This is a genomic window from Pseudomonas massiliensis, assembly GCF_000826105.1.
GTDB classification, from domain to species: domain Bacteria; phylum Pseudomonadota; class Gammaproteobacteria; order Pseudomonadales; family Pseudomonadaceae; genus Aquipseudomonas; species Aquipseudomonas massiliensis.
The window spans coordinates 109549-131251 of sequence record NZ_CCYK01000006.1 but is presented as its reverse complement, the minus strand read 5'-3'; the positions used below and the strand labels follow the sequence as shown (position 1 = coordinate 131251).

Annotated in this window: 18 protein-coding genes and 1 pseudogene; 13 read left to right on the top strand and 6 right to left on the bottom strand. The window is 63.7% G+C overall.

Going from position 1 to position 21703, the window contains the following annotated elements:
- Nucleotides 1-109: 109 nt before the first annotated feature.
- The 4 genes from BN1188_RS06660 to acnB form a co-directional block, all read right to left on the bottom strand.
- Nucleotides 110-1054 (bottom strand): phosphatidate cytidylyltransferase, encoded by a 945-nt coding sequence (locus BN1188_RS06660; RefSeq protein ID WP_040260662.1) that lies wholly within the window; start codon nucleotides 1052-1054, stop codon nucleotides 110-112.
- Complete coding sequence (locus tag BN1188_RS06655) at nucleotides 1051-1650, bottom strand: lysophospholipid acyltransferase family protein (RefSeq protein ID WP_040260661.1); 600 nt, start codon at nucleotides 1648-1650, stop codon at nucleotides 1051-1053. Before BN1188_RS06655 ends, BN1188_RS06660 begins: the two co-directional genes overlap by 4 nt.
- The gene (locus BN1188_RS06650; RefSeq protein WP_052469185.1) at nucleotides 1637-2317 is read right to left on the bottom strand and encodes a CDP-alcohol phosphatidyltransferase family protein; all 681 of its coding nucleotides are present in this window, start codon (nucleotides 2315-2317) and stop codon (nucleotides 1637-1639) included. The genes BN1188_RS06655 and BN1188_RS06650 overlap by 14 nt, the downstream gene beginning before the upstream one ends.
- 162 nt (nucleotides 2318-2479) lie before the next feature.
- Nucleotides 2480-5080 (bottom strand): bifunctional aconitate hydratase 2/2-methylisocitrate dehydratase, encoded by a 2601-nt coding sequence (gene acnB / locus BN1188_RS06645; protein WP_040260660.1) that lies wholly within the window; start codon nucleotides 5078-5080, stop codon nucleotides 2480-2482.
- Between the two features lie 392 nt (nucleotides 5081-5472).
- Here acnB and BN1188_RS06640 point away from each other — a divergent pair, with 392 nt between their 5' ends.
- The 9 genes from BN1188_RS06640 to BN1188_RS06600 all read left to right on the top strand — a co-directional run bounded on the left by BN1188_RS06640 (nucleotide 5473) and on the right by BN1188_RS06600 (nucleotide 14522).
- Nucleotides 5473-5940 carry a DUF1289 domain-containing protein gene (locus tag BN1188_RS06640; RefSeq protein WP_040260659.1) on the top strand — a complete coding sequence of 156 codons (468 nt, stop codon included), beginning with the start codon at nucleotides 5473-5475 and terminating at the stop codon, nucleotides 5938-5940.
- A gap of 50 nt (nucleotides 5941-5990) precedes the next feature.
- Complete coding sequence (miaE, locus tag BN1188_RS06635) at nucleotides 5991-6599, top strand: MiaE family protein (protein ID WP_040260658.1); 609 nt, start codon at nucleotides 5991-5993, stop codon at nucleotides 6597-6599.
- A gap of 105 nt (nucleotides 6600-6704) precedes the next feature.
- Nucleotides 6705-7178 carry a MarR family winged helix-turn-helix transcriptional regulator gene (locus BN1188_RS06630; protein ID WP_040260657.1) on the top strand — a complete coding sequence of 158 codons (474 nt, stop codon included), beginning with the start codon at nucleotides 6705-6707 and terminating at the stop codon, nucleotides 7176-7178.
- The gene (locus BN1188_RS06625) at nucleotides 7175-8632 is read left to right on the top strand and encodes an efflux transporter outer membrane subunit (protein ID WP_040260656.1); all 1458 of its coding nucleotides are present in this window, start codon (nucleotides 7175-7177) and stop codon (nucleotides 8630-8632) included. The genes BN1188_RS06630 and BN1188_RS06625 overlap by 4 nt, the downstream gene beginning before the upstream one ends.
- Before the next feature lie 15 nt (nucleotides 8633-8647).
- On the top strand, nucleotides 8648-9856 hold the full coding sequence (locus BN1188_RS06620) for an HlyD/EmrA/EmrK family protein (protein ID WP_040260655.1): 1209 nt from the start codon (nucleotides 8648-8650) through the stop codon (nucleotides 9854-9856).
- A gap of 49 nt (nucleotides 9857-9905) precedes the next feature.
- Nucleotides 9906-11435, top strand: coding sequence for a DHA2 family efflux MFS transporter permease subunit (locus BN1188_RS06615; protein WP_040260654.1), 1530 nt, complete (start codon nucleotides 9906-9908; stop codon nucleotides 11433-11435).
- A gap of 144 nt (nucleotides 11436-11579) precedes the next feature.
- Complete coding sequence (locus tag BN1188_RS06610; protein WP_040260653.1) at nucleotides 11580-12263, top strand: response regulator; 684 nt, start codon at nucleotides 11580-11582, stop codon at nucleotides 12261-12263.
- Nucleotides 12260-13606, top strand: coding sequence for an ATP-binding protein (locus tag BN1188_RS06605; protein ID WP_040260652.1), 1347 nt, complete (start codon nucleotides 12260-12262; stop codon nucleotides 13604-13606). The genes BN1188_RS06610 and BN1188_RS06605 overlap by 4 nt, the downstream gene beginning before the upstream one ends.
- A gap of 190 nt (nucleotides 13607-13796) precedes the next feature.
- Nucleotides 13797-14522, top strand: a complete 726-nt coding sequence (locus BN1188_RS06600; RefSeq protein ID WP_052469184.1) for a gamma-glutamyl-gamma-aminobutyrate hydrolase family protein — start codon at nucleotides 13797-13799, stop codon at nucleotides 14520-14522.
- A gap of 306 nt (nucleotides 14523-14828) precedes the next feature.
- Here BN1188_RS06600 and BN1188_RS06595 read toward each other — a convergent pair whose 3' ends face one another.
- On the bottom strand, nucleotides 14829-16277 hold the full coding sequence (locus tag BN1188_RS06595; RefSeq protein ID WP_040260650.1) for a high affinity choline transporter 1: 1449 nt from the start codon (nucleotides 16275-16277) through the stop codon (nucleotides 14829-14831).
- A gap of 344 nt (nucleotides 16278-16621) precedes the next feature.
- On the opposite strand from BN1188_RS06595, the pseudogene BN1188_RS06590 reads away from it, so the two are divergent.
- Nucleotides 16622-17916: pseudogene (locus BN1188_RS06590) on the top strand (MFS transporter).
- On the opposite strand, the gene BN1188_RS06585 reads toward BN1188_RS06590, so the two are convergent.
- On the bottom strand, nucleotides 17910-18839 hold the full coding sequence (locus tag BN1188_RS06585) for a DUF1853 family protein (protein WP_040260649.1): 930 nt from the start codon (nucleotides 18837-18839) through the stop codon (nucleotides 17910-17912). The pseudogene BN1188_RS06590 and the gene BN1188_RS06585 sit on opposite strands and share 7 nt — an antisense overlap.
- A gap of 112 nt (nucleotides 18840-18951) precedes the next feature.
- Between BN1188_RS06585 and BN1188_RS06580 the strand changes: the two genes are divergently transcribed.
- Genes BN1188_RS06580 through BN1188_RS06570 form a run of 3 tightly spaced genes read left to right on the top strand, consistent with a single transcriptional unit; the run spans nucleotide 18952 to nucleotide 21682 of the window.
- Nucleotides 18952-19842, top strand: coding sequence for an NAD(+) kinase (locus BN1188_RS06580; protein WP_040260648.1), 891 nt, complete (start codon nucleotides 18952-18954; stop codon nucleotides 19840-19842).
- Nucleotides 19842-20813 (top strand): metallophosphoesterase, encoded by a 972-nt coding sequence (locus BN1188_RS06575; protein WP_040260647.1) that lies wholly within the window; start codon nucleotides 19842-19844, stop codon nucleotides 20811-20813. The genes BN1188_RS06580 and BN1188_RS06575 overlap by 1 nt, the downstream gene beginning before the upstream one ends.
- Nucleotides 20810-21682: a rhomboid family intramembrane serine protease gene (locus BN1188_RS06570; RefSeq protein WP_040260646.1), complete on the top strand. Its 873-nt coding sequence runs from the start codon at nucleotides 20810-20812 to the stop codon at nucleotides 21680-21682. Before BN1188_RS06575 ends, BN1188_RS06570 begins: the two co-directional genes overlap by 4 nt.
- The last annotated feature ends 21 nt before the right edge of the window (nucleotides 21683-21703 follow it).

The following is a 21703-nucleotide window of genomic DNA, read 5'->3' as shown; positions in this document are numbered from 1 at the left end:
GTCGGGCAAGCAGCGCACGATCCTGATGTGTGGGGGTTTGCGAGCGGGTCGCAGCATTGCACGGGCCTGCCTTGCCGCCGGGCTGCGCGCCTCGCTCAGCCAGCGTTGGCTAGGCCGAGAAGAAATAGCGAGTGAAATGGAAGAACACTGGCGCGGAGAAACAGATTGAATCCATACGGTCGAGCATGCCGCCGTGGCCTTTGATCATGGTGCCCCAATCCTTGGCGCTGAGGCTGCGCTTGATAGCCGACATTACCAGGCCGCCCATGAAGCCCATGCAGACGATCACGAACGACATGCCCAGAGACTCCCAGAAGGTGAAGGGCGTCATCCAGTACATGCAGCCGCCGATGAGTGTCGCTGATAGTCCGCCGCCGACAAGGCCTTCCACGGTTTTCGAGGGGCTGACCAGCGGCGCGACCTTGCGTTTGCCGAGCAACTTGCCGAATACGTATTGCAGGACATCGCTGAGCTGCACCACGAAGACCAGGTAGAACAGCAAGAGCGAGTTCTGTCCGCTGAACCCCTTCAGCTCGAGCAGCATCAGGGCTGGCGCGTGGCTGATGCAGTAGACGCAGATCATCACACCCCACTGGATTTTCGCGGTTCGCTCCAGGAAGGCACTGGTGTCCTGGCTCAATACGGCGATGGCCGGCAGGAGCAGGAAGGCGTACACCGGTATCAGCAGGGTGAACATGGAATACCATTGCATGCCGATCAGGCTGTACTGCAGCGGAATGAGGATGAAGAACGCTGCGAAAAGAGCGTTGTGGTCGCCGCGGATAGTAGGGGCGAGGGTGATGAACTCCCTGAGCGCGAACAGGGAAATGAAGCCGTACAACACAACGGTGGCCATCGGCCCCATCAGCCAGGACAACACCAGGATGATCACCATGCCCCACCAGGCATTCACTCGCTGGTTGAGGTTGTCCACGGTCGCCGTGGCGCTTTCGCTCCTGGCCTTGCGCGACAGCACATAGCCGATGAGCGAGGCCACCGCCAGCAGTGTGACAATGCCGGCGAAAAACCAGAGGCTCTTTTGTTCAACAGTCATTGCGCCAGCCTCACTATCGCGTTGCGCGCTCGTTCCAGGAAGGCGGTCTTGTCTTCGCCGTCGATGCGCTCGATGGGCTGCCCGATGCGAATGGTGCACAGGATGGGCAGGGGGACATGCTTGCCCTTGGGCATGGACCGATGAAGGTTCTCCAGGTAAACCGGCACGAGATCGACACCAGGAAACGCCTCGGCCAAACGGAACAACCCGGACTTGAACGGGCCGGGAAGCGCCTGGCAGCCGCGCGTGCCCTCGGGGAAGATGATGATCGAATGGCCTGCCTCGACCACACCCATGATGGGTGCCAGCACGTTTTGGCCGGCCTGGGGCGTGCGATCGATCAGCACCGCATTGAGGCCTCGCTGGGCGATATAAGCCAGAAACCGGTTCTTGCCCCAGTAATCCCTGGCCGCGACGGGTTTGACATTGAGTCGTGCCTGCGCCGGTAGGGCGGCCATGATCGCCAAGGTATCCATGTGGCTTGTGTGGTTGGCGAAGTAGATACGCTGGCGGCTGAGGTCCGGCTCGTTCTCCCAGCGAGCGGTCACCCCGATCAGCAGGCGCAGTACCGAGATAAGAGCGCTACTGATCCACATGCGCGCCACCCTCGGGTTGGGAGTACAACGTCTGGGCAGGTTCGGTAGGGTGCGAGGCCTGGATGTCCCGAGCCAGCCGCAGGCTGCGGGTAACACAGGTGATCGCTGAGCCGATCCCGATGATCCATAGCCCGACAGCCAGGCAGTGATGGGTGCCGAACAACAGCGACTCCAAGGCATTGAGCGCCAGGCTGCCGGTCATTACCGCCATGCGATGTTGCTTGGCCATGGGCCCGCTGAAGCGCTGGGGCAAGCCGATGGAACCGCCGAACACCCGGACGTACGCCGTCAGCGCCGCGGCCAGGGCGGCGAACCATCCAAGGGCCGGTAAGCCGCAGGCATAACCCAGCGAAACGATCAGCAGGCTGTCGGCGAGACGGTCGGGGAATTCGTTGTATAGGCTGCCCAAGGCGGACTGCCTGCCACCTTCGATGGCCACCATGCCGTCGAAGAGGTTGCACAGTAACCTGAGCTGGATGGCCAGGATACACACCAGGGAAGACCAGAACCCGGTATCTGCCAGCAGCGCAAGGGCGCCCAGGCCAGCGAAGCCGACGCTGGCTGTTGAAATCTGGTTGGGGGTGATGTCGCGCTCGACCAGGCGCGCGGTGATGGTCGCTGCCCAGCGCGTGGAGCGCGCCTGGATGGGCCTTCGGTTGTCGCTCATGGGTGGGCTGTTCCTTCTGCAAGATGGCGCTCGACGCATCCACTGCGCCGGGCGCTGAAGGATAGAACATCGCGTCCCCAGGGTCATCTGCGGGAAGAGCGCTCATGAAAAACCCGCCACTAGGGCGGGTATTTCATTACGGCTTGCAGTGTGCGGCTTGGATCACGCCTGCACGACCGGGATCTTGGCCTTTTCCGCGGCTTCACGGAAATCGGCGATCTGGTCGAAGCTCAGGTAGCGATACACGTCGGCAGCCATGCTGTCGATGTTCTGAGCGTACTGCATGTACTCTTCCACGGTTGGCAGCTTGCCCAGGATCGAGGCGACAGCGGCCAGTTCCGCCGAGGCCAGGTACACATTGGCACCGTCGCCGAGGCGGTTGGGGAAGTTACGGGTGGAGGTAGATACCACCGTGGAGTTGGCGGCTACCCGTGCCTGGTTACCCATGCACAGCGAGCAGCCTGGCATTTCCATGCGCGCGCCCGCCTTGCCGTAGATGCCGTAGTAGCCTTCCTCGGTGAGCTGGTGGGCGTCCATCTTGGTGGGCGGAGACAGCCAGAGGCGCGTCGGGATGGCACCCTTGACCTTGTCCAGCAGCTTGCCGGCGGCGCGGAAGTGCCCGATGTTGGTCATGCAGGAGCCGATGAACACTTCGTCGATCTTCTCGCCGGCCACGGTAGAGAGCAGGCGGGCGTCGTCCGGGTCGTTCGGGGCGCAGAGCACGGGCTCCTTGACCTCGGCCAGGTCGATCTCGATGACCTCGGCGTACTCGGCGTCGGCGTCGGCTTCCATCAGCTGCGGATCGGCCAGCCAGGCTTCCATCGCCTGGGCGCGGCGCTCCAGCGTGCGGGCATCGCCGTAGCCTTCGCTGATCATCCAGCGCAGCAGGGTGATGTTGGATTTCAGGTACTCGGCGATGGCCGCTTCCGGCAGTTTGATGGTGCAACCGGCAGCGGAGCGCTCGGCCGAGGCGTCCGACAGCTCGAAGGCCTGTTCGACGGTCAGGTCGTTGAGGCCTTCGATCTCCAGGATGCGGCCGGAGAAGATGTTCTTCTTGCCTTTTTTCTCGACGGTCAGCAGGCCTTTCTGGATGGCGTGGTACGGAATCGCGTGTACCAGGTCGCGCAGGGTGATGCCAGGCTGCATCTTGCCCTTGAAGCGCACCAGCACCGACTCGGGCATGTCCAGCGGCATCACGCCGGTGGCAGCGGCGAAGGCCACCAGGCCGGAACCGGCCGGGAAGGAAATACCGATCGGGAAGCGGGTGTGAGAGTCACCACCGGTGCCGACGGTGTCCGGCAGCAGCATGCGGTTCAGCCAGCTGTGGATGATGCCGTCGCCAGGACGCAGGGATACGCCGCCACGGGTGCGGATGAAATCCGGCAGGGTGTGGTGGGTGGTGACGTCGATGGGCTTGGGGTAGGCCGCGGTGTGGCAGAAGGACTGCATCACCAGGTCGGCGGAGAAGCCCAGGCAGGCCAGGTCCTTGAGTTCGTCCCGGGTCATCGGGCCGGTGGTGTCCTGGGAGCCCACGGTGGTCATCTTCGGTTCGCAGTAGGTGCCAGGGCGAACACCGGTCACGCCGCAGGCCTTGCCCACCATCTTCTGCGCCAGGGTGTAGCCCTTGCCGGTATCGACCGGGGCTTCCGGCAGCTTGAACAGGTCGGTGCCGCCCAGGCCCAGCTCGGCGCGCGCCTTGTCGGTCAGGCCACGACCCACGATCAGCGGGATACGGCCGCCGGCGCGGACTTCGTCCAGCAGCACGGGGGTCTTGAGTCCGAAGGTAGCCAGCACTTCATCGGTGCCATGCTTGCACACCTTGCCAGCGTGCGGGTACACGTCGATCACGTCGCCCATGTTCAGGTTCGATACGTCGAACTCGATCGGCAGGGCACCGGCGTCTTCCATGGTGTTGTAGAAGATCGGGGCGATCTTGGTACCGAAGCAGAAGCCACCGGCGCGCTTGTTGGGCACGTAGGGGATGTCGTCGCCGAAGAACCAGAGTACCGAGTTGGTCGCCGACTTGCGGGAAGAACCGGTACCGACCACGTCGCCGACGTAGGCTACGGGGAAGCCCTTGGCCTTGACTTCCTCGATCTGCTTGAGCGGGCCGATCGAACCGGGCTGCTCGGGCACGATGCCTTCGCGGGCCATTTTCAGCATGGCCAGGGCGTGCAGCGGGATGTCGGGGCGGGACCAGGCGTCCGGCGCCGGGGAAAGGTCGTCGGTGTTGGTTTCGCCAGGCACCTTGAACACGGTCAGGGTGTACTTCTCGGCAATGGCCGGCTTCTTGGTGAACCACTCGCCGGCGGCCCAGGATTCCAGGACGGCCTTGGCGTGGGCATTGCCAGCCTTGGCTTTCTCGGCCACGTCGTGGAAGGCGTCGAACATCAGCAGGGTATGCTTGAGCTGTTCGGCGGCCACGCTGCCCAGCTCGGCGTCATCCAGCAGCTCGACCAGGGTATGGATGTTGTAGCCGCCCTGCATGGTGCCCAGCAGCTCGGTGGCGCGCTTCTTGTCGATCAGCGGGGAGGTCGCTTCACCCTTGGCCAGCGCGGACAGGAAACCGGCCTTGACGTAGGCGGCTTCGTCCACCCCTGGCGGTACGCGGTTGGTGATCAGGTCGACGAGCAAGGCTTCTTCGCCAGCGGGCGGGTTCTTCAGCAGCTCGACCAGGCCTGCGGTTTGTTCGGCGTTCAGCGGCTGGGGCACGATACCCTGGGCGGCACGCTCTTCGGAGTGTTTGCGATAGGCTTCAAGCACAGTTATTACCCTCATCAGTGGTCCCGCGTAGGGACGCTTATCCAGCGGCGCTCCCGTACACCCGGGCCATGCGACTTTGGGAGCCGGCTGACCGGTGTAGCGATGAGTGCCAGGCAGAAGCTGCTTTCAAAGTTTTACGCCGCAGAATGGCTGGGCTGATGAGGGGTGGCACGGTGAGGGGAGGCCGCGCCAACGCCATTCTGACGGATCGACTGTGCTCGTGACGCTTTGAAAACAGCTTCTAGATGGACATTGGTGCCTTCAAGCAGGCTGGATGATTCTACGGCAAAAATTTCCCGAAGGTAAGTTGCCCGTTCGTAGCGAAGGGGTGAAAGCGCTACGACGAAGGGCTAAGATGGCCGGCCTACCGCTTCGTCGATGCTGCTTTGACCATGGCCAAATCCCCGATCAAAACCCCCTGTGTAGGCCTCTGTTCCACCGTGTACGGGGACCTGGTATGCCGTGGCTGCAAGCGTTTCCACCACGAAGTGATCCACTGGAACAGCTATGACGAGGCGCAGAAGCGGGCGGTGTGGCTGCGCCTGGAGCAGTTGCTGGTGCAGGTGATGGTGGCCAAGCTGGAGGTCTACGAGCCCGCGCGCCTGCGTGGGCAACTCGAGCAGCGACAGATCCGCTTCCAGCCGCAGCAGTCCGAATACTGCTGGGCCTACCAGCTCATCGCCCGAGGCGCGCGGGTTATTTCTAACCTGGACGCCTACGGTATCGCGCTCATGCCGGAATTTCGCGACTGGGATCTGCCCGCGCTGCGCGATGCCATCGATCGGGAATTCTTCCTGCTGTCCGAGGCGCACTACCAGCGTTATATCGCACCGGCTTTCTTGCGCGAGGCCATGGGGTAGGGCAGGGCCAGCGGGTATACTGCGCCGTTTTCCCCTGCACGAGACGGCGCATGCTGCCTGAAATCCACGAATTCCTTGGTTGCCGCACGCCCCAGGCCTGGGTCGAGGCGGCCCTGGCGGACCAGGAAACCTTGCTGATCGACCACAAGAACTGCGAGTTCAAAGCCGCTTCCACGGCCCTGAGCCTGATCGCCAAGTACAACAGCCATGCGGACTTGATCCATTTCATGTCCCGCCTGGCGCGGGAAGAGTTGGTGCACCATGAACAAGTGCTGCGCTGGATGAAAAAGCGCGGTGTGCCGCTGCGCCCGCTGAACGCCGGCCGCTATGCTTCGGGCCTGCGCAAGCTGGTGCGCGCTCATGAGCCGGTGAAGCTGGTGGACACCCTGGTGGTCGGTGCATTCATCGAAGCGCGCAGCTGCGAGCGATTCGAAGCCTTGGTGCCTCACCTGGATGCCGACCTCGGCGGCTTCTATCACGGCCTGCTCAAAAGCGAGGCCCGGCATTTCCAGGGTTACCTGCGCCTGGCTTACCAGTACGGGGACGCCGAGGACATTGCTCACACCATCGACAAGGTGCGGGAGGCTGAAGTCCTGCTGATCCAGAGTCCGGACGAAGAGCTGCGCTTTCACAGCGGCGTGCCTGCGCTGGCCCACTGAAGAAAAGTCGTAGGAGTTGGGCCGGCAGGTAGATGCCTTGACATTATCTGCCTAGGCAGTAATATCTCGAAACATTCTCTGCCTGGGCAGTCATTGTTTCTCCTCATGAGCCATTTCACTCCCGAGAACTTTTTCGACAGCCAGCTGGGCATGCTGCTTGGTCGCACGGCCAGTCTGAAGGACCGTATTCTGGACCAGTACCTGGAGGTCCACAGCGTCACAGCGGCGCAGTTCAAGGTGCTGATCATAGTGGCGGAGTGGGGGCTGGACAGCCCGGGGGATCTGTGTCGCCACCTGTCTCTGGACAGCGGCTCGATGACCCGGATGCTGGATCGCCTGGAACAGAAAGGGTTGATCCGCCGTGCCCGTAGCGAGGCGGACCGTCGGCAGATCTGTATCACCCTGACCCCCGATGGCCAGCAACTGGTAGCGCGCCTGCCGCATATCGGCGCCGATGCCATGAACCGGCTGGTCGGCGTGCTGGATACCGCCGAGCTGGCGGAGCTGGAGCGCCTGTTGAAAAAAATCCTTCTCAATGCCGGCGACCCTGTGGCCTGCTGGCGCATGGGTAAAAAATGAACGCCCGATTGCCTTTCTTCAAATGCTTGCCACTGGTACTGGCCCTGGCCGTGGCAGGCTGCGCCAACGACCATGGCCTCAAGCCGAACGCCGATCTGGCTGAGGCTGAAGGCCTGGGTGCCCAGGCCAGCCTGACGGATGTCGCGATCAGCCCCGCGGCCTGGCCATCGCCCACCTGGTGGACAAGCCTCGGAGATCGCCAGCTCGATGCCCTGGTCGATGAAGCGCTGCGTGACAGTCCGGACCTTCAAGTCGCCGCTGCTCGCGCGCACCAGGCCATGGCGGCGGCCAATGCCGCTGACGCCGATCGTCAACCCTACGTGGCGGCTGATGCCAGCGTGTCCCGCTCGCGCCTGGCCAAGGTGCAAGACCCCCTGCTGACCGGCGATCGCTATTCCACCCTGCGCAGCGCCGAAGTGACCTTCGACTACAGCTTCGATCTTTGGGGTGGTGAGCGGGCCGCCTGGGAAGCGGCCCTGGGCCGGGCCCGCGCGGCCGAGGTGGACCAGCAGGCAGCACGGCTGACCCTGGCGGTGGACGTCGCGCGGGCCTATAGCGACCTGGGCCATGCCTATATCAGCGCGGACCTGGCCCGGGAAGATCTCGAGCGCACGCGGCAGATGCTTCAGCTAGGGCGTCAGCGCCTGGCCGCAGGCATCGATAGCCAGTACCAGTTGCAACAGACCGAAAGCCTGGAAGCCAGCGCTCAGGAACAGGCGCTCAACGCTGACAAGCAGTTGCGCAGCGCTCGTATCGCGCTGGCGGTGCTCCTTGGCAAGGGGCCTGACCGCGCCGGAGATATCGAGCGGCCGCGGATCCTTCAACCCGCCGCTGTGGCCTTGCCTTCCCGGTTGCCGGCCGACCTGCTGGGCCGGCGACCGGACCTGGTGGCTGCCCGGTGGCGGGTGGAAGCGGCCAGCCGGGATATCGACGTGAGCAAGACACGTTTCTACCCCAACCTGAACCTGACCGCCGCCGCCGGGACCCAGTCCATGCTCGGCGATGCGTTGTTTGGCAGCGCCAGTCGCTTCTTCAATGTGGCGCCAGCCGTCTCGTTGCCGTTGTTCGATGGCGGTCGCCTGCGCGCGGGCCTGGACGCCCGTGACGCGGACTACGAACTCGCCGTGGCCCAGTACAACAAGACACTGGTAGGTGCGCTCGGAGAAGTGGCCGATGCCATCAACCGGCTGCAGGCCCTGGGCAACCAGGTCGCTGCCAAACAGCACGCGGTGGACGTGGTGCGCCAGTCCTACGACACGGTTACCCAGCGGTACGGCTCGGGCATCGGCAACTACCTGGATGTACTGACCCTGGAGCAACAGTTGCTTGGTGCCCAGCAGCAATTGGCTGCGCTCAATGCCGAGCGCATCGACGTCTCGATTCAACTCATGCAGGCCCTCGGTGGCGGCTATCAGGGGCTAGCCCTGGCCAGCACCCAGGCCCCACGCGATTAACCAAGGTACCTTTCCATGGCCACTGCCAATTCCCAAGCTCACGGCGACCAGGCTGGAAATGCCCAGCCCCAGGGCAACCCGCGCAAGCGCAAGCTGATGCTTTTCCTTTTGCTGCTGCTGGTGGTCGCCGCCGGGGTGGCGGTATTCGCCTGGCACGAGCTGCATGGACGCTTCTATGAAGAGACTGACGATGCCTACGTCAACGGTAACGTCGTAGAGGTCACCCCATTGATCGCCGGCACTGTCGTCAGCATTGGCGCCGATGATGGTGACCTGGTACATGAAGGTCAGACGCTGATCACCTTTGACCCGGCCGATGCGCGCATCGCCCTGGAAAACGCCCAGGCCAATCTCGCCCGTACGGTTCGCCAGGTGCGCGGGATGTACAGCAACGTAGACAGCCAGCGCGCCCAGACCAACGCTCGCCGCGTCGAATTGCAAAAAGCCCAAGAAAACTACAACCGCCGCAAGACCCTGGCCGCTACCGGCGCCATTTCCCAGGAGGAGCTATCGCACGCTCGCGATGACCTGGCCGCCGCCCAGGCCGCGCTTGGAACGGCCCAGCAGCAACTGGCCGGCACCGTCGCGTTGGTGGACGATACGGTGATTTCCTCGCACCCGGACGTGCAGGCCGCCGCCGCGCAACTGCGCGACGCCTACCTGGCCCGGGCGCGCACCACCCTGGTGGCGCCGGTTACCGGCTATGTGGCCAAGCGCACCGTGCAATTGGGCCAACGCGTGCAGCCCGGCACGCCAACCATGGCGGTAATTCCGCTGGATCAGGTGTGGGTAGACGCCAACTTCAAGGAAACCCAGCTGCACGATATGCGCATCGGCCAGCCAGTGACCCTGACCTCGGACCTGTATGGCGACGATGTCAGCTATCACGGTACGGTGCAGAGCATTGGCGCGGGTACCGGCAGCGCCTTCTCCTTGTTGCCGGCGCAGAACGCCACCGGTAACTGGATCAAGATCGTGCAGCGCGTGCCGGTGCGCATCGAGCTCGATCCCGAGCCACTCAAGGCGCATCCGCTGCGCATCGGCCTGTCCACCGTGGCGACCGTGGACCTGCATGACCAGAGCGGCGCGATGCTGACTCAGCAAGCGACCCAGCAGGCGGTGTTTTCCACCGCCGTCTACGAGCAGCAGCTCAGCGAAGCCGATGACATGATCGCCCGGCTGATCCACGACAACAGCGCCCAAGGCAAGACGGCCCAGCGCTGAGCCCAGTCGCGCCCCCGCACGGGGCGCCCTCCGTTTGCAGGATACCGCGATGAGTTCCAACGCGTCCTTTACGCCGCCGAGCCTGGTGCTGAGCACCATCGGCTTGTCCCTGGCGACCTTCATGCAGGTGTTGGATACCACCATCGCCAACGTCGCCCTGCCGACCATCTCCGGCAACCTGGGCGTGAGCGCGGAGCAAGGCACCTGGGTGATCACTTCCTTCGCCGTGAGCAACGCCGTGGCGCTGCCGCTGACCGGCTGGCTGAGCCGCCGCTTCGGTGAGGTAAAGCTGTTTATCTGGGCTACCTTGCTGTTTGTATTGGCCTCCTTCCTCTGCGGTATTTCCACGTCCATGCCCGAGCTGGTGGGCTTTCGCGTGTTGCAGGGCCTGGTCGCCGGGCCACTGTACCCCATGACGCAGACCCTGCTGATTGCCGTGTACCCGCCGGCGAAGCGAGGCATGGCGTTGGCGCTCCTGGCCATGGTCACGGTGGTCGCGCCCATCGCGGGCCCTATTCTGGGTGGCTGGATCACGGACAGCTATAGCTGGCCATGGATCTTCTTCATCAATATACCGGTGGGGTTGTTCGCTGCGGCCGTGGTGCGCCAGCAGTTGGCCAAACGCCCGGTGCAAACCAGCCGCCAGCCCATGGACTACATCGGCCTGCTGACCTTGATCATCGGCGTGGGCGCGCTGCAGGTGGTGCTGGACAAGGGCAACGACCTGGACTGGTTCGAGTCCCGCTTCATCATCATCGGCACCGTGATCGCCGTGATCGCACTGGCCGTTTTCGTGATCTGGGAGATGACCGATGCACACCCGGTGGTGAACTTGCGGCTGTTCGCCTTCCGAAACTTCCGGGTAGGCACTGCCGTGCTGGTATTCGGCTATGCCGGCTTTTTCGGTATCAACCTGATATTGCCGCAGTGGCTGCAGACCCAGCTGGGCTATACGGCCACCTGGGCCGGGTTTGCCGTCGCACCGCTGGGTATCCTGCCAGTGCTGATGTCGCCCTTCGTCGGCAAGTACGCGCACAAGTTCGACTTGCGGATCCTCGCCGGTGGCGCCTTCACCGCCATTGGCCTGAGCTGCTTCATGCGTGCCCAGTTCAACACTGAAGTGGACTTCCTTCACGTGGCCCTGGTACAGCTGTTCATGGGTATTGGCGTGGCGCTGTTCTTCATGCCTACCCTGAGCATCCTTCTCTCGGACCTGCCGCCTCAGCAGATTGCCGACGGGTCCGGGCTGGCAACCTTCCTGCGGACCCTGGGAGGCAGTTTCGCCGCCTCCCTGACCACCTGGATCTGGAGCCGCCGGGCCATCGAGCATCATGCCTACCTGAGCGAGAACATCAGCACACTGGACCTTGCCACCCAACAGATGCTCCAGCAACTGGGCGGCGCCAACGACAAGAGCTACGCCCAGCTCGAACAGATGGTCAATGCCCAGGCTTATATGTTCTCCACGGTGGATTACTTCACCCTGCTGGGCTGGATCTTCGCCGCGCTCATTCTGCTGGTGTGCCTGGCCAAACCACCATTCACGGCCAAGGCAGGGCCGGCTTCGGGTGGTCACTGACGCCTGGCCAGGGCCGCCGGGCATCATGGGGCATGTCAGCCGGGTGCGCTCCAGGCGTGCCCAGGCCTGCGCTCATGGCCGCCTAATGCAGGCTTAATCAGGTCGGCGTACGCTAGACACCTGTCAGCAACCATCGAAACGCCTATGCACCTCTTACTCTGTGAAGACCACGACCTCATCGCCAGCGGCATCGTTGCCGGGCTCGGTGCCCAGGGCGCGGTGGTAGACCGGGTGGACACCGCTCGCGCCGCCGAGGCATTGCTCAAGGTCGCTCGGTTCGATGCCATGATCCTGGACCTTGGCTTGCCGGACGAAGACGGGCTAAAGCTGCTCAAGCGGCTGCGCCAGCAGGGCCAGGCGCTGCCTGTGCTGGTCTTGACCGCCCGTGATGCCATCACCGACCGGGTAGCGGGCCTCGAAGCCGGGGCCGATGATTATCTACTCAAGCCCTTCGACCTGCGCGAGCTCAATGCCAGGCTGCACACTCTGCTGCGCCGAATGGCCGGACGGGCTCAGAACCGCATCGAGCACGGTGCCCTTTGTCATGACCCCAGCAGCCGGGAAACCTGGCTGGGCGGCGAGCCTGTGGACCTTTCCCGGCGCGAGCAAGCGTTGTTGCATGCTTTGCTGCAGAACAAGGGTCGGGTGTTGAGCGCCGAGCAACTCAAGGACTGCGTCTATGGTTTTGGCGACGAAGTGGAAAGCAATGCCTTGAACGTGCATATCCATCATCTACGCCGCAAGCTCGGCAACAATATCGTCGAAACCGTTCGAGGGCTGGGCTATCGCCTAGGGCCGGCCGGCAGTGACCAACGGGAGCGTGCATGAGCCTGCGCTTGCGCCTGATCCTGATCCTCGGTGGTGCCTTCGTGCTCATCTGGGCCTTGGCCGCCGCCTGGATGTTCCGCGACCTGCGCGGGCAGATGATGTTTTCCCTGGATCAACGCCTGGTAGCCTCGGCGCGCATGGTGGCCGGGCTGGTGCAGCAGTTGCCGCACCCCCTTGGCGCTCAGGCGGAGGGTGCGCGTATTGCCGCGGACCAGGCCAGCTTGCCGGATGGCATGGCCTGCAAGGTAAGCTCGCTGCGTGGCGAGATTCTGGCTACCAGCCAGCAGGGCGTTGAATCGGTCCTTGGTCAAGAAGGTAATGGCTTCCATGACCAGCTCATCGATGATGAGCACTGGCGCAGCTTCACCCTGGTTCACGCGGATGTGCGCATCACCACGGCCGACCGTCAGCAGGAGCGCGAAGCCCTTAACCAGTCGGTGTTGTTGGCGGCGTCCGCGCCTGTGCTGATGGCGCTATTGGGCAGCCTCGGTGTGCTCTGGCTGGGCGTGGGGCAGGGGCTGGCCCCGCTCAATCGCATCCGCGACGCGCTGACCCGACGCAGCCCTGATGCCCTTGAGCCGCTGCAGGTTCACCCGTTGCCCAGCGAGTTGCGCCCCCTGGTCGACACCCAGAACCAGCTGTTCCAGCGCATCGCCCAGGCCATCGAGCGAGAGCGGCGGCTCACCGACGATGCCGCCCATGAATTGCGCAGCCCCCTGACCGCGATCAAGACCCACCTGCAAGTCGCCAGGTTGACCGAGGGCACCGCGCACGCTCAGGCGCTTGGCTGCGCGGAGGAGGGGGCCGATCGGCTGCACCGCACCTTGGAGCAATTGCTGTTGCTGGCGAGGGTGGAAGGGCGTTTGGCCTTCGAGCAAGAAGGCGGTTGCGCGGTTGCCGAAGTCGCACGGCTGGCGATCAACGACACGCCAGCCGATGAAGCTCCACGCATTCAGGCCGAGCTGGGCGAGGACAGTGCGCAGGCCCCGCTGGATGTACCTCTGACCCTGGCGGTGGCGGCCTTGCGCAACTTGTTGGACAACGCCCTGTGCCATGGCGCGCCTGAAGCACCAGTGGCGTTGGCGGTCAGTCGTGAACACGATCAGGCCCTCTTCCGCGTGCGTAACCACGGGCCAGACCTGGCGCCTGGTGCAATGCTCCACATGACCGAACGTTTCTGGCGCTCCAGCCGGAGCCAGGGCTGCGGGCTTGGGTTGGCCATCGTGCAGGCTATCGTGCAGCGCTGCCAGGGTCGCCTGGAGTTTCACCCCCGGCCGGATGGGCTGGAGGTCGAGCTGCGCCTGCCATTGCAGGCGCAGCGGGAGCAGGTGCCTGACCGATAGCGGAGCCGAGTTGCCGGCCGCCTGGGCAATCGTCTATTATGTTTGACATTGATCACCCTTCACCTTCGGATGCGCCCTGTATCCGGCCATCTCCGAAGCAAGATGATTGAAATGTTTTACAACTGACCAGCCTCGGCGGTGCTTCGTGAAAAGCGTAACTACAAAAAGCCGGTCCAAACCGGTCGTCCTCATGACCATGGGCGTGCAGGAACGGAAAGGCCACCTCTATCAGGTGATGACCCATAAATACATTACGCCTCTGGTGGATATCGCCGACTGCGTTCCGGTACTGGCCCCTACCTGCTGCGGTATCGAGGACCTGGAGCGTTACCTGGACATGGCCGACGGGGTGTACCTGACGGGGGCGGGCTCCAACATCGACCCTAGCCTTTATGGGCAGGAGAACCTTACCCCTGAGAAAACCCAGGACCCGGACCGGGACAATTTCGATATTCCGCTGATCCGCGCCGCCCTGGATCGGGGCATGCCCATCTTCGCCATCTGCCGCGGCATGCAGGAAATCAACGTGGCACTGGGTGGCAACATTCATCAGAAGCTCTACACCGTGCCAGGTGTCATGGATCACCGCGAAAACCCTGAAGACCCGGTAGACAAGCAATATGCCGATAGTCACGGTGTAGCGCTCCAGGCCCAGAGCTGGCTGGCAGAAGCCGTAGGCCGTCAGGACATCCAGGTCAACTCCCTGCACGGCCAGGGCATCGACCGCCTCGCCGAAGGCCTGGAAGTGCTTGGGCGCGCGCCGGATGGCACCATCGAGGCCTTCCACGCGCCAGCCATTTCCCCGTTCATGGTAGGGGTGCAATGGCACCCGGAATGGCAAGCCATGAAGAATCCTGTATCCATCAAGCTGTTCGAGGCGTTCGGCGACGCCTGCAGGCGTTTCGCCAAGGCCTGAACGGATTCGCCGCAGCACAAATGGGGCGCAGCCGGATGCGCTCGCCCCTTTGGTCGAAGCCCCGGTCGAGGAATACTCAGGTCCTGCTCATTGAGCAGCGGGCCTGCGTCGAAACAGGGTCTTGAAACCTACCCAGGATACCGCCAGGGCGAAAGCGCGCCGGAGTATCCTGCCTCCTTTGAAGTCTCCTTGAGCTCCGTATCCGCCAGCCTTCACGCTAGGGTGAAACTGTAGCGGGAGGCGACATTACGGCGGGCCATGAAAAAGCCCGCTGATCACAGCGGGCTCTTGCGCTTCAAGAGTGGCTCAGCGCTGTGGCGCCGGGTTGAAGTCCATCTTCTCGCCCCGGTGGGCAGAGAATTGTGGCAGCAGCGAACCGACGATCATGCCCAGGGCGCTGCACAGCAGGCCGGCCAACTGAGGCGGCCAGAAAGCATCGGGTTGTTGGGTAAGCTCCAGCGAGCCCCACACTGCCACGCCCATGAACATGGCCAGGAAGGCGCCCTGGGTGGTGGCCCTTTTCCAGAACAGCCCGAAAAACAAGGGCACCACGGCGGCGACCAGCGTCACCTTGTAGGCGTTGCCGACCATTTCATAGATGCTGGAATCCGAGTGCAGGGCAAAGGTAATGGTGGCGGCGGTCATGCCCAGCACGCTGCAGCGCATGGCCAACAGCGCCTGCTTGTCGGTCATGTTCGGCAGCATTGGACGCAGGATATTCTCGGTGAAGGTCACCGAGGGGGCCAGCAGGGTGCCCGAAGCCGTAGACATGATGGCCGAAAGCACCGCCCCGAAGAACATTACCTGGGCGAACAGCGGGGTGCGCTCCAGGACCAGGCGCGGGAGGATCAACTGCGAATCGCCGGCCAGCAGTTCCTGGACCATGGCCGGGTCGATGAGCTTGGCCGAGTAGATCAGGAAGATGGGCAACATGCAGAAGCACAGGTAGAAGCAGGCGCCGGTCATCGCGGCGCGGGAGGCGACGGTCTCGTTCTTGGCCGACATGACCCGAGCGTAGACGTCCTGCTGCGGAATAGAGCCGAACATCATGGTGACGGCCGCGCCTATGAAGGCCACGATGTCCTTGGCCGAGGTGCCTTCGAGGAAGTGGAACTTGCCTTCGGCCGCGGCATGGCCGATCACCACCGAAGGGCCACCGGCCATGCCGCCGATCAGCCAGGTCAGGTAGAACAGGCCCGCGACTATGATGATCATCTGCAGGAAGTCGGTCAGGGCGACCGACCACATGCCCCCGAACAAGGTATGCAGCAGCACGATCAGGGTGCCCAGCAGCATGCCTTGGGTCAGCGTGAGGCCGCCGTCGGAAAGAGCGTTGAAGATCACCCCCAGGGCGGTCAATTGGGCAGCCACCCAGCCCAGGTAGGAGGCAATGATCACCAGGCTGGTCAGTAGCTCGACCTGACGGCCGAAGCGCTTGCGGAAGAAGTCGCCGATGGTCATCAGGTTGAGACGATAGAGCGGGCGGGCAAACACCAGGCCCACCAGCATCAGGCAACCGAAGGAACCGAACGGGTCTTCGACGATGCCGGCAAAGCCTTCCTCGAGGAACGTCGCTGGAATGCCCAGAATGGCCTCGGAACCGAACCAGGTGGCGAACACCATGGCGACCACCAGCGGGAACGACATGCTGCGCCCCCCGGAAGCGAAGTCCCCGGCATTCTTGACCCGGGTCGATGCGTAGAAGCCTACGAAGACGGTGATAAGCAGGTAGATCGCGACAAACCAGATCAGCATGTGTTTGTTCCGTGTGTTCGGCCGGTGCAACTGGCCGAGGCCGGTGCACCGCGAATGGCTGTTTATTTTTGTTGGCACGCGGCGAGGCTTGCGAGGCACTGGCGGCACGGAACGGAAGTCTGCCAACCCTGTAAAATATGTCAAACGATATTCGGTAACACAGCTTAAAAAAATAGACAGCCAGGGAGGGGTTCGCTGCCTTGGCCTATGACGACACAGGTGGACGAACAGCGCGAGCGGGGACATGTCCTGACGTCAGGTCACGTCGTCCATCGCAATATTGTTATCCTTCGCGCTTTTGCATCGCCACACGGACGTGGGCCTGATACGAGACCGCCATCGCCATGTTCCCAAGCAGCGCAAGTCCCACCTCGCTCACCCGCGCCGATCACAAGACTCTGGCCCTGGCGGCGCTGGGCGGCGCGCTTGAGATCTACGATTTCATCATCTTCGTATTTTTCATGCTGACCCTGTCGACCCTGTTCTTTCCTCCCGAAATGCCCGAGTGGCTGCGGGTGTTGCAGAGCTTCGGCATTTTCGCCACCGGCTACCTGGCCCGCCCTCTGGGTGGCCTGGTCATGGCCCACTATGCCGATCGCCTCGGGCGCAAGCGGATGTTCAGCCTCAGTATCCTGATGATGGCCGTGCCCTGCCTTTTGGTCGGGATCATGCCGGTCTATGCCGACATCGGCTACCTGGCGCCGTTGGCCTTGCTGGCGTTGCGAGTGTTGCAGGGGGCGGCCGTGGGCGGCGAGGTGCCCAGCGCCTGGGTATTCGTTGCCGAGCATGTCCCCGTCGAGCGCCGAGGCTATGCCCGGGCTTCCTGCAGGCTGGATTGACCTTCGGCTACCTGCTCGGAGCCTTGGTCGCCACGGCCCTGGCACGCTCGCTTACAGCCGAGCAGATGCTCGATTACGGCTGGCGCCTGCCGTTCCTGCTGGGCGGCCTGTTCGGCGTGCTGGGCGTGTGGTTGCGACGCCTGCTCAGCGAAACCCCGGTGTTCCTGGCCATGCGCGAGCGCCGTGAGGCCATGGCCGGGCTGCCCTTGGCCCAGGTGCTGCGGGGGCATCGGGCGAGCCTCCTGCCTGCTGTTCTGTTGACCTGCGTACTGACCACCGCGGTGGTGATTCTTGTGGTGCTGACGCCCACCTTGATGCAGCAGCGCTTCGGCCTGGCGGCGGCGGATACCTTCGCCTTGAGCAGCCTGGGCATTGTCTTTCTGAACATCGGCTGCGTCCTGGCCGGCCTGCTGGTGGACCGGGTCGGGCCGCGCCGTGCGCTGCTGCTCTACAGCTTGTTGCTGCCGCTAGGCACTCTGGCCCTCTATGGCGACCTGATCCTGGATTGGGGCTTGACCGGGCCGGCCTATGCATTGGCCGGTTTGTGCAGCGGGGTGGTGGGGGTGGTGCCGTCGGTGATGGTAGGCCTGTTCCCCGCGCAAGTGCGGGTATCCGGTATTTCTCTGACCTACAACCTGGCCTATGCGCTTTGGGCGAGCCTGACGCCCCTGGCTGTCTTGGCGTTGGTACCCGACAGCGCCTGGGTACTGCCGGGCTACAGCCTGCTCATGGGACTCGTAGGGATCGCCTGCGCCCTGGCCTGGCGCAGCGCCATACTCCCCCAGGCTGAGTTTCAATGAGGCCAGCCGTCGCTGACCAGGAACAACCGTTGAGCCTCGTAGGCGAACTCTCCTTCCGGAACCATGCGAACGAGGAGCTGGGCGGGCGCGTCGGCGGGTAGTGCCTCCAGCCAATGCTGAAGGCTGAACGCATCGGTCAATTGGGCGGTAGGGCAGCGCGCCGGCGCCAGCCAACTGGCCCGAGGGAGCGGCTGCCAGTATCCCCTTGCGGTAGCCGCCACCGCTGGCCACTGGCAGCGGTGCAGCCACTCTCCACGCGCATGCTGCGCATTGGCCCCAGCGGGCGGTTCGCCATGGGCATGCCAGGGGTAGAACAGGTAGCCACCCAGCCAGAGCCAGGGCTGCGGCGCATCCAGGCCGAGACTGTGCAAGCGCTGGCGGGCGGCCGGATGCCTGGAAAGCGTCAGTTGATGGCTGCTCAGGTGCAGCAGCTTGCGGTCCAGGCGATCATCGCGTCCAGGGCCGAGCCAGTGCCAGGTGTCTTCGCCGCTGGCATCGTCGCGGCCCAGGTAGAACTTGACCGCCAGCTCGAGGTGGTGAACCCCGTCGCGGTCGCGCAACAGGGCATCCATCTCCCCGAGGGTCTGGTTGCCGTTGCGCACGGGCAGATTGGCCGCCAACAGCTCCACCCCGGGGGCTTCGCGCAAGGCGAACTGCCAGAGGCGTTCGTAATAGACGCCGAGCCGGTGCGTCGAACTCAGCGCCAGCCAGTCACTCAAAAGCCTGTCGTCGTTGTCCAGCAGGCACACCCAGTGGGCCAGCCGTTCAGGGTCGCGCGCCCAGTCACTGCCCTGCAGCGGGTGGCGTTGGGCCCAGGGAGCCTGGCTGAGTATCGCTGGCGACGTCAGCACCCAGGCCAGGTCCCGTACGGCGGGCCGACGCAGGGCGCGAGGCAAGTGGGCGAGTTCGGAAAAAGGGTTCATTCGGGCAGCATAGCCGCTCGAGCCGGGTTTATCCGCCTCGTCGCTTTTTGTCTGGGATGCCGCTTTGGCTCATAATCGAGGCCTTTGCCTCACCTGAAAGCCCGGGAGCCCCATGGAGCAGTTTCGAAATATCGGTATCATCGGCCGTCTCGGTAGTACTCAGGTGCTGGACACCATTCGGCGCCTGAAGAAATTCCTCGTCGAACGGCATTTGCATGTGATCCTGGAAGACACCATCGCCGAGGTGTTGCCCGGCCATGGCTTGCAGACCTCCACGCGCAAGATGCTGGGGGAGGTGTGCGACCTGGTCATCGTGGTAGGCGGCGATGGCAGCCTGCTGGGCGCGGCCAGGGCGCTGGCGCGGCATCATATCCCGGTGCTGGGGGTCAACCGCGGCAGCCTCGGCTTCCTTACCGATATCCGCCCGGACGAGCTGGAAACCAAGGTGGCGGAGGTTCTGGCCGGGCACTATCTGGTGGAAAGCCGTTTCCTGCTCGAGGCCGAGGTGCGCCGTCACGGCGAAGGCATCGGCCAGGGTGATGCGCTCAATGATGTGGTGCTGCACCCGGGTAAATCCACTCGCATGATCGAGTTCGAAATCTACATCGATGGCCAGTTCGTATGCAGCCAGAAGGCTGACGGCCTGATCGTCGCGACTCCCACCGGCTCCACCGCCTATGCGCTCTCCGCTGGAGGGCCGATCATGCATCCCAAGCTCGATGCGATCGTGATCGTACCCATGTATCCCCATACCCTGTCCGGGCGGCCCATCGTGGTCGATGGCAACAGCGAGCTCAAGATCGTGGTGGCCAAGGACATGACCATCTATCCCCAGGTGTCCTGCGATGGCCAGAACCATTTCACCTGCGCGCCGGGCGACACTGTCACGGTCAGGAAAAAGCCGCAGAAGCTGCGCCTGATCCACCCTCTGGACCACAACTACTACGAGGTCTGCCGCACCAAGCTGGGTTGGGGTAGCCGGCTCGGCGGCGGGGGCGAGTGATGCTCGACCCGTCCCGAAGTTACGACCTGATCGGCGACGTGCATGGCTGCGCCCGCACACTGGAGCATCTGCTCGACACCCTGGGCTACCGGCGCCAGGGTGGGGTATGGCGCCATGCACAGCGTCAGGCGGTTTTCCTGGGCGATATCATCGACCGCGGGCCGCGTATCCGCGAGGCGCTGCACATCGTGCATGACATGGTCGAGGCGGGACAGGCGTGGTGCATCATGGGTAACCACGAATTCAACGCCCTGGGCTGGATCACCCCGGCCCTTCCGGGCTCGGGCAAGGATTACGTGCGTGAGCACACACCTCGCCACCAGCGCCTGATCCAGGAAACACTGGACCAGTTTGCCCAGCACCCGCGGGACTGGGAAGACTTTCTCGAGTGGTTCTATCAGTTGCCGTTGTTCGTGGATGCGGGCCGCTTCCGCCTGGTCCACGCCTGCTGGGATGGCGACCTGATCGCATCGCTGCGCCAGGCGTTTCCGGATGGCCGGGTAGACCCTCATTTCATCCAGGCCTCCAGCGTGGCGGCGAGCTTCGCAGCCAGATGTTTCGACCGGCTGCTGCGCGGCACCGACATGCGCTTGCCGGGCGGGCAGGCCATCGTCGGGCGTGACGGCCTGAGCCGGTCGTTGTTTCGTACCAAATTCTGGGAAGACGACCCGCAAACCTATGGCGATGTAGTCTTCCAGCCGGACGGCTTGCCCGAGGACGTCGCCAGGTTGCCCCTGAGCCCCAGCGAGAAGCAGGCCTTGCTGCGCTACCGGCCAGACGAGCCACTGTTGTTCGTAGGGCATTACTGGCGCAGTGGCCGCCCCGCCCCCATACGTCCCAACCTGGCCTGCCTGGACTACAGCGCGGTGCTGTACGGGAAGCTAGTGGCCTATCGGCTGGATGACGAGACGGTGCTGGACCCGGCCAAGTTCGTGTGGGTGGATGTGGGTCGCCCGGAGCATGGGCAATGAAGCCCACCGCGGCATTACGGCTTCCGGTGGCCGAAAACCTGGCAGGCTTCGTCAAGCTGTTGCGTCGCTTGCAGGTGCCGCACCGTGTCACCGAGGAAGGGCCGGAACAGGTGCTCTGGGTGCCCACCCCACAATTGGCCGAGCAGGTGCGAGCACTGCACCAGCGATATCCGGAAGGGGACAACACCCCAGGCATGGCGCCCGCGGCGCTTCCCGCTCCCCGCCAACCATCCGGCTTGTGGCGGCAATTGCGAGCGAGCCCGGTGACTGCCGTGGTATTGCTGGCGTGCCTGCTGGTGGGCGGTATCAGCCTGCTGGGGGACAACCTGGCGCCGCTGCACTGGCTGACCTTCGTGGATTTCCACCTCGAAGGCGACTACGCCTGGTTCGTGCCCTGGTTGCCGACTCTGGAGGCAGGGCAATGGTGGCGCCTGGTCACGCCGATGTTCATCCATTTCGGGGTCCTGCACCTGGTGATGAACGGGCTCTGGTACTGGGAGCTGGGCCGCCGGATCGAATGGCGCCAGGGGTCGCTGGTCCTGGCCGGGCTCACCTTGCTCTTCGCGACCGTCTCCAATCTCACGCAATACCTGTGGAGTGGCCCTGCCTTGTTCGGCGGGCTCTCCGGAGTGCTCTATGCGCTGTTGGGCCATCTCTGGCTTTTCAACTGGCTCGCGCCCTCGCCTCTGTACCGAATGCCCAAGGGCGTGCTGATCATGATGCTGGCCTGGCTGGGCCTCTGCCTGCTGGGTGCCGCCAGTGCGCTGGGCTTTGGCGAGATCGCCAATGGGGCGCACCTGGGCGGGCTATTGATCGGTTCTATCACTGGGCTCTTGGGTGGGGCGCTCGCGCGCCGTAAAATGGGCTGACTTTCCAATCGCCGGATGCCT

Excerpts from the sequence above, each read along its gene's own strand:
- BN1188_RS06610 (WP_040260653.1), top strand. The coding sequence starts at position 11,580 with ATGCACCTCTTACTCTGTGAAGACCACGACCTCATCGCCAGCGGCATC.
- BN1188_RS06615 (WP_040260654.1), top strand. The coding sequence starts at position 9,906 with ATGAGTTCCAACGCGTCCTTTACGCCGCCGAGCCTGGTGCTGAGCACC.
- BN1188_RS06655 (WP_040260661.1), bottom strand. The coding sequence starts at position 1,650 with ATGTGGATCAGTAGCGCTCTTATCTCGGTACTGCGCCTGCTGATCGGG.
- BN1188_RS06605 (WP_040260652.1), top strand. The coding sequence starts at position 12,260 with ATGAGCCTGCGCTTGCGCCTGATCCTGATCCTCGGTGGTGCCTTCGTG.
- BN1188_RS06650 (WP_052469185.1), bottom strand. The coding sequence starts at position 2,317 with ATGAGCGACAACCGAAGGCCCATCCAGGCGCGCTCCACGCGCTGGGCA.
- BN1188_RS06625 (WP_040260656.1), top strand. The coding sequence starts at position 7,175 with ATGAACGCCCGATTGCCTTTCTTCAAATGCTTGCCACTGGTACTGGCC.
- BN1188_RS06640 (WP_040260659.1), top strand. The coding sequence starts at position 5,473 with ATGGCCAAATCCCCGATCAAAACCCCCTGTGTAGGCCTCTGTTCCACC.
- BN1188_RS06585 (WP_040260649.1), bottom strand. The coding sequence starts at position 18,839 with ATGAACCCTTTTTCCGAACTCGCCCACTTGCCTCGCGCCCTGCGTCGG.
- BN1188_RS06580 (WP_040260648.1), top strand. The coding sequence starts at position 18,952 with ATGGAGCAGTTTCGAAATATCGGTATCATCGGCCGTCTCGGTAGTACT.
- BN1188_RS06630 (WP_040260657.1), top strand. The coding sequence starts at position 6,705 with ATGAGCCATTTCACTCCCGAGAACTTTTTCGACAGCCAGCTGGGCATG.
- BN1188_RS06620 (WP_040260655.1), top strand. The coding sequence starts at position 8,648 with ATGGCCACTGCCAATTCCCAAGCTCACGGCGACCAGGCTGGAAATGCC.
- BN1188_RS06595 (WP_040260650.1), bottom strand. The coding sequence starts at position 16,277 with ATGCTGATCTGGTTTGTCGCGATCTACCTGCTTATCACCGTCTTCGTA.
- BN1188_RS06575 (WP_040260647.1), top strand. The coding sequence starts at position 19,842 with ATGCTCGACCCGTCCCGAAGTTACGACCTGATCGGCGACGTGCATGGC.
- BN1188_RS06660 (WP_040260662.1), bottom strand. The coding sequence starts at position 1,054 with ATGACTGTTGAACAAAAGAGCCTCTGGTTTTTCGCCGGCATTGTCACA.
- miaE (WP_040260658.1), top strand. The coding sequence starts at position 5,991 with ATGCTGCCTGAAATCCACGAATTCCTTGGTTGCCGCACGCCCCAGGCC.
- BN1188_RS06600 (WP_052469184.1), top strand. The coding sequence starts at position 13,797 with ATGACCATGGGCGTGCAGGAACGGAAAGGCCACCTCTATCAGGTGATG.
- BN1188_RS06570 (WP_040260646.1), top strand. The coding sequence starts at position 20,810 with ATGAAGCCCACCGCGGCATTACGGCTTCCGGTGGCCGAAAACCTGGCA.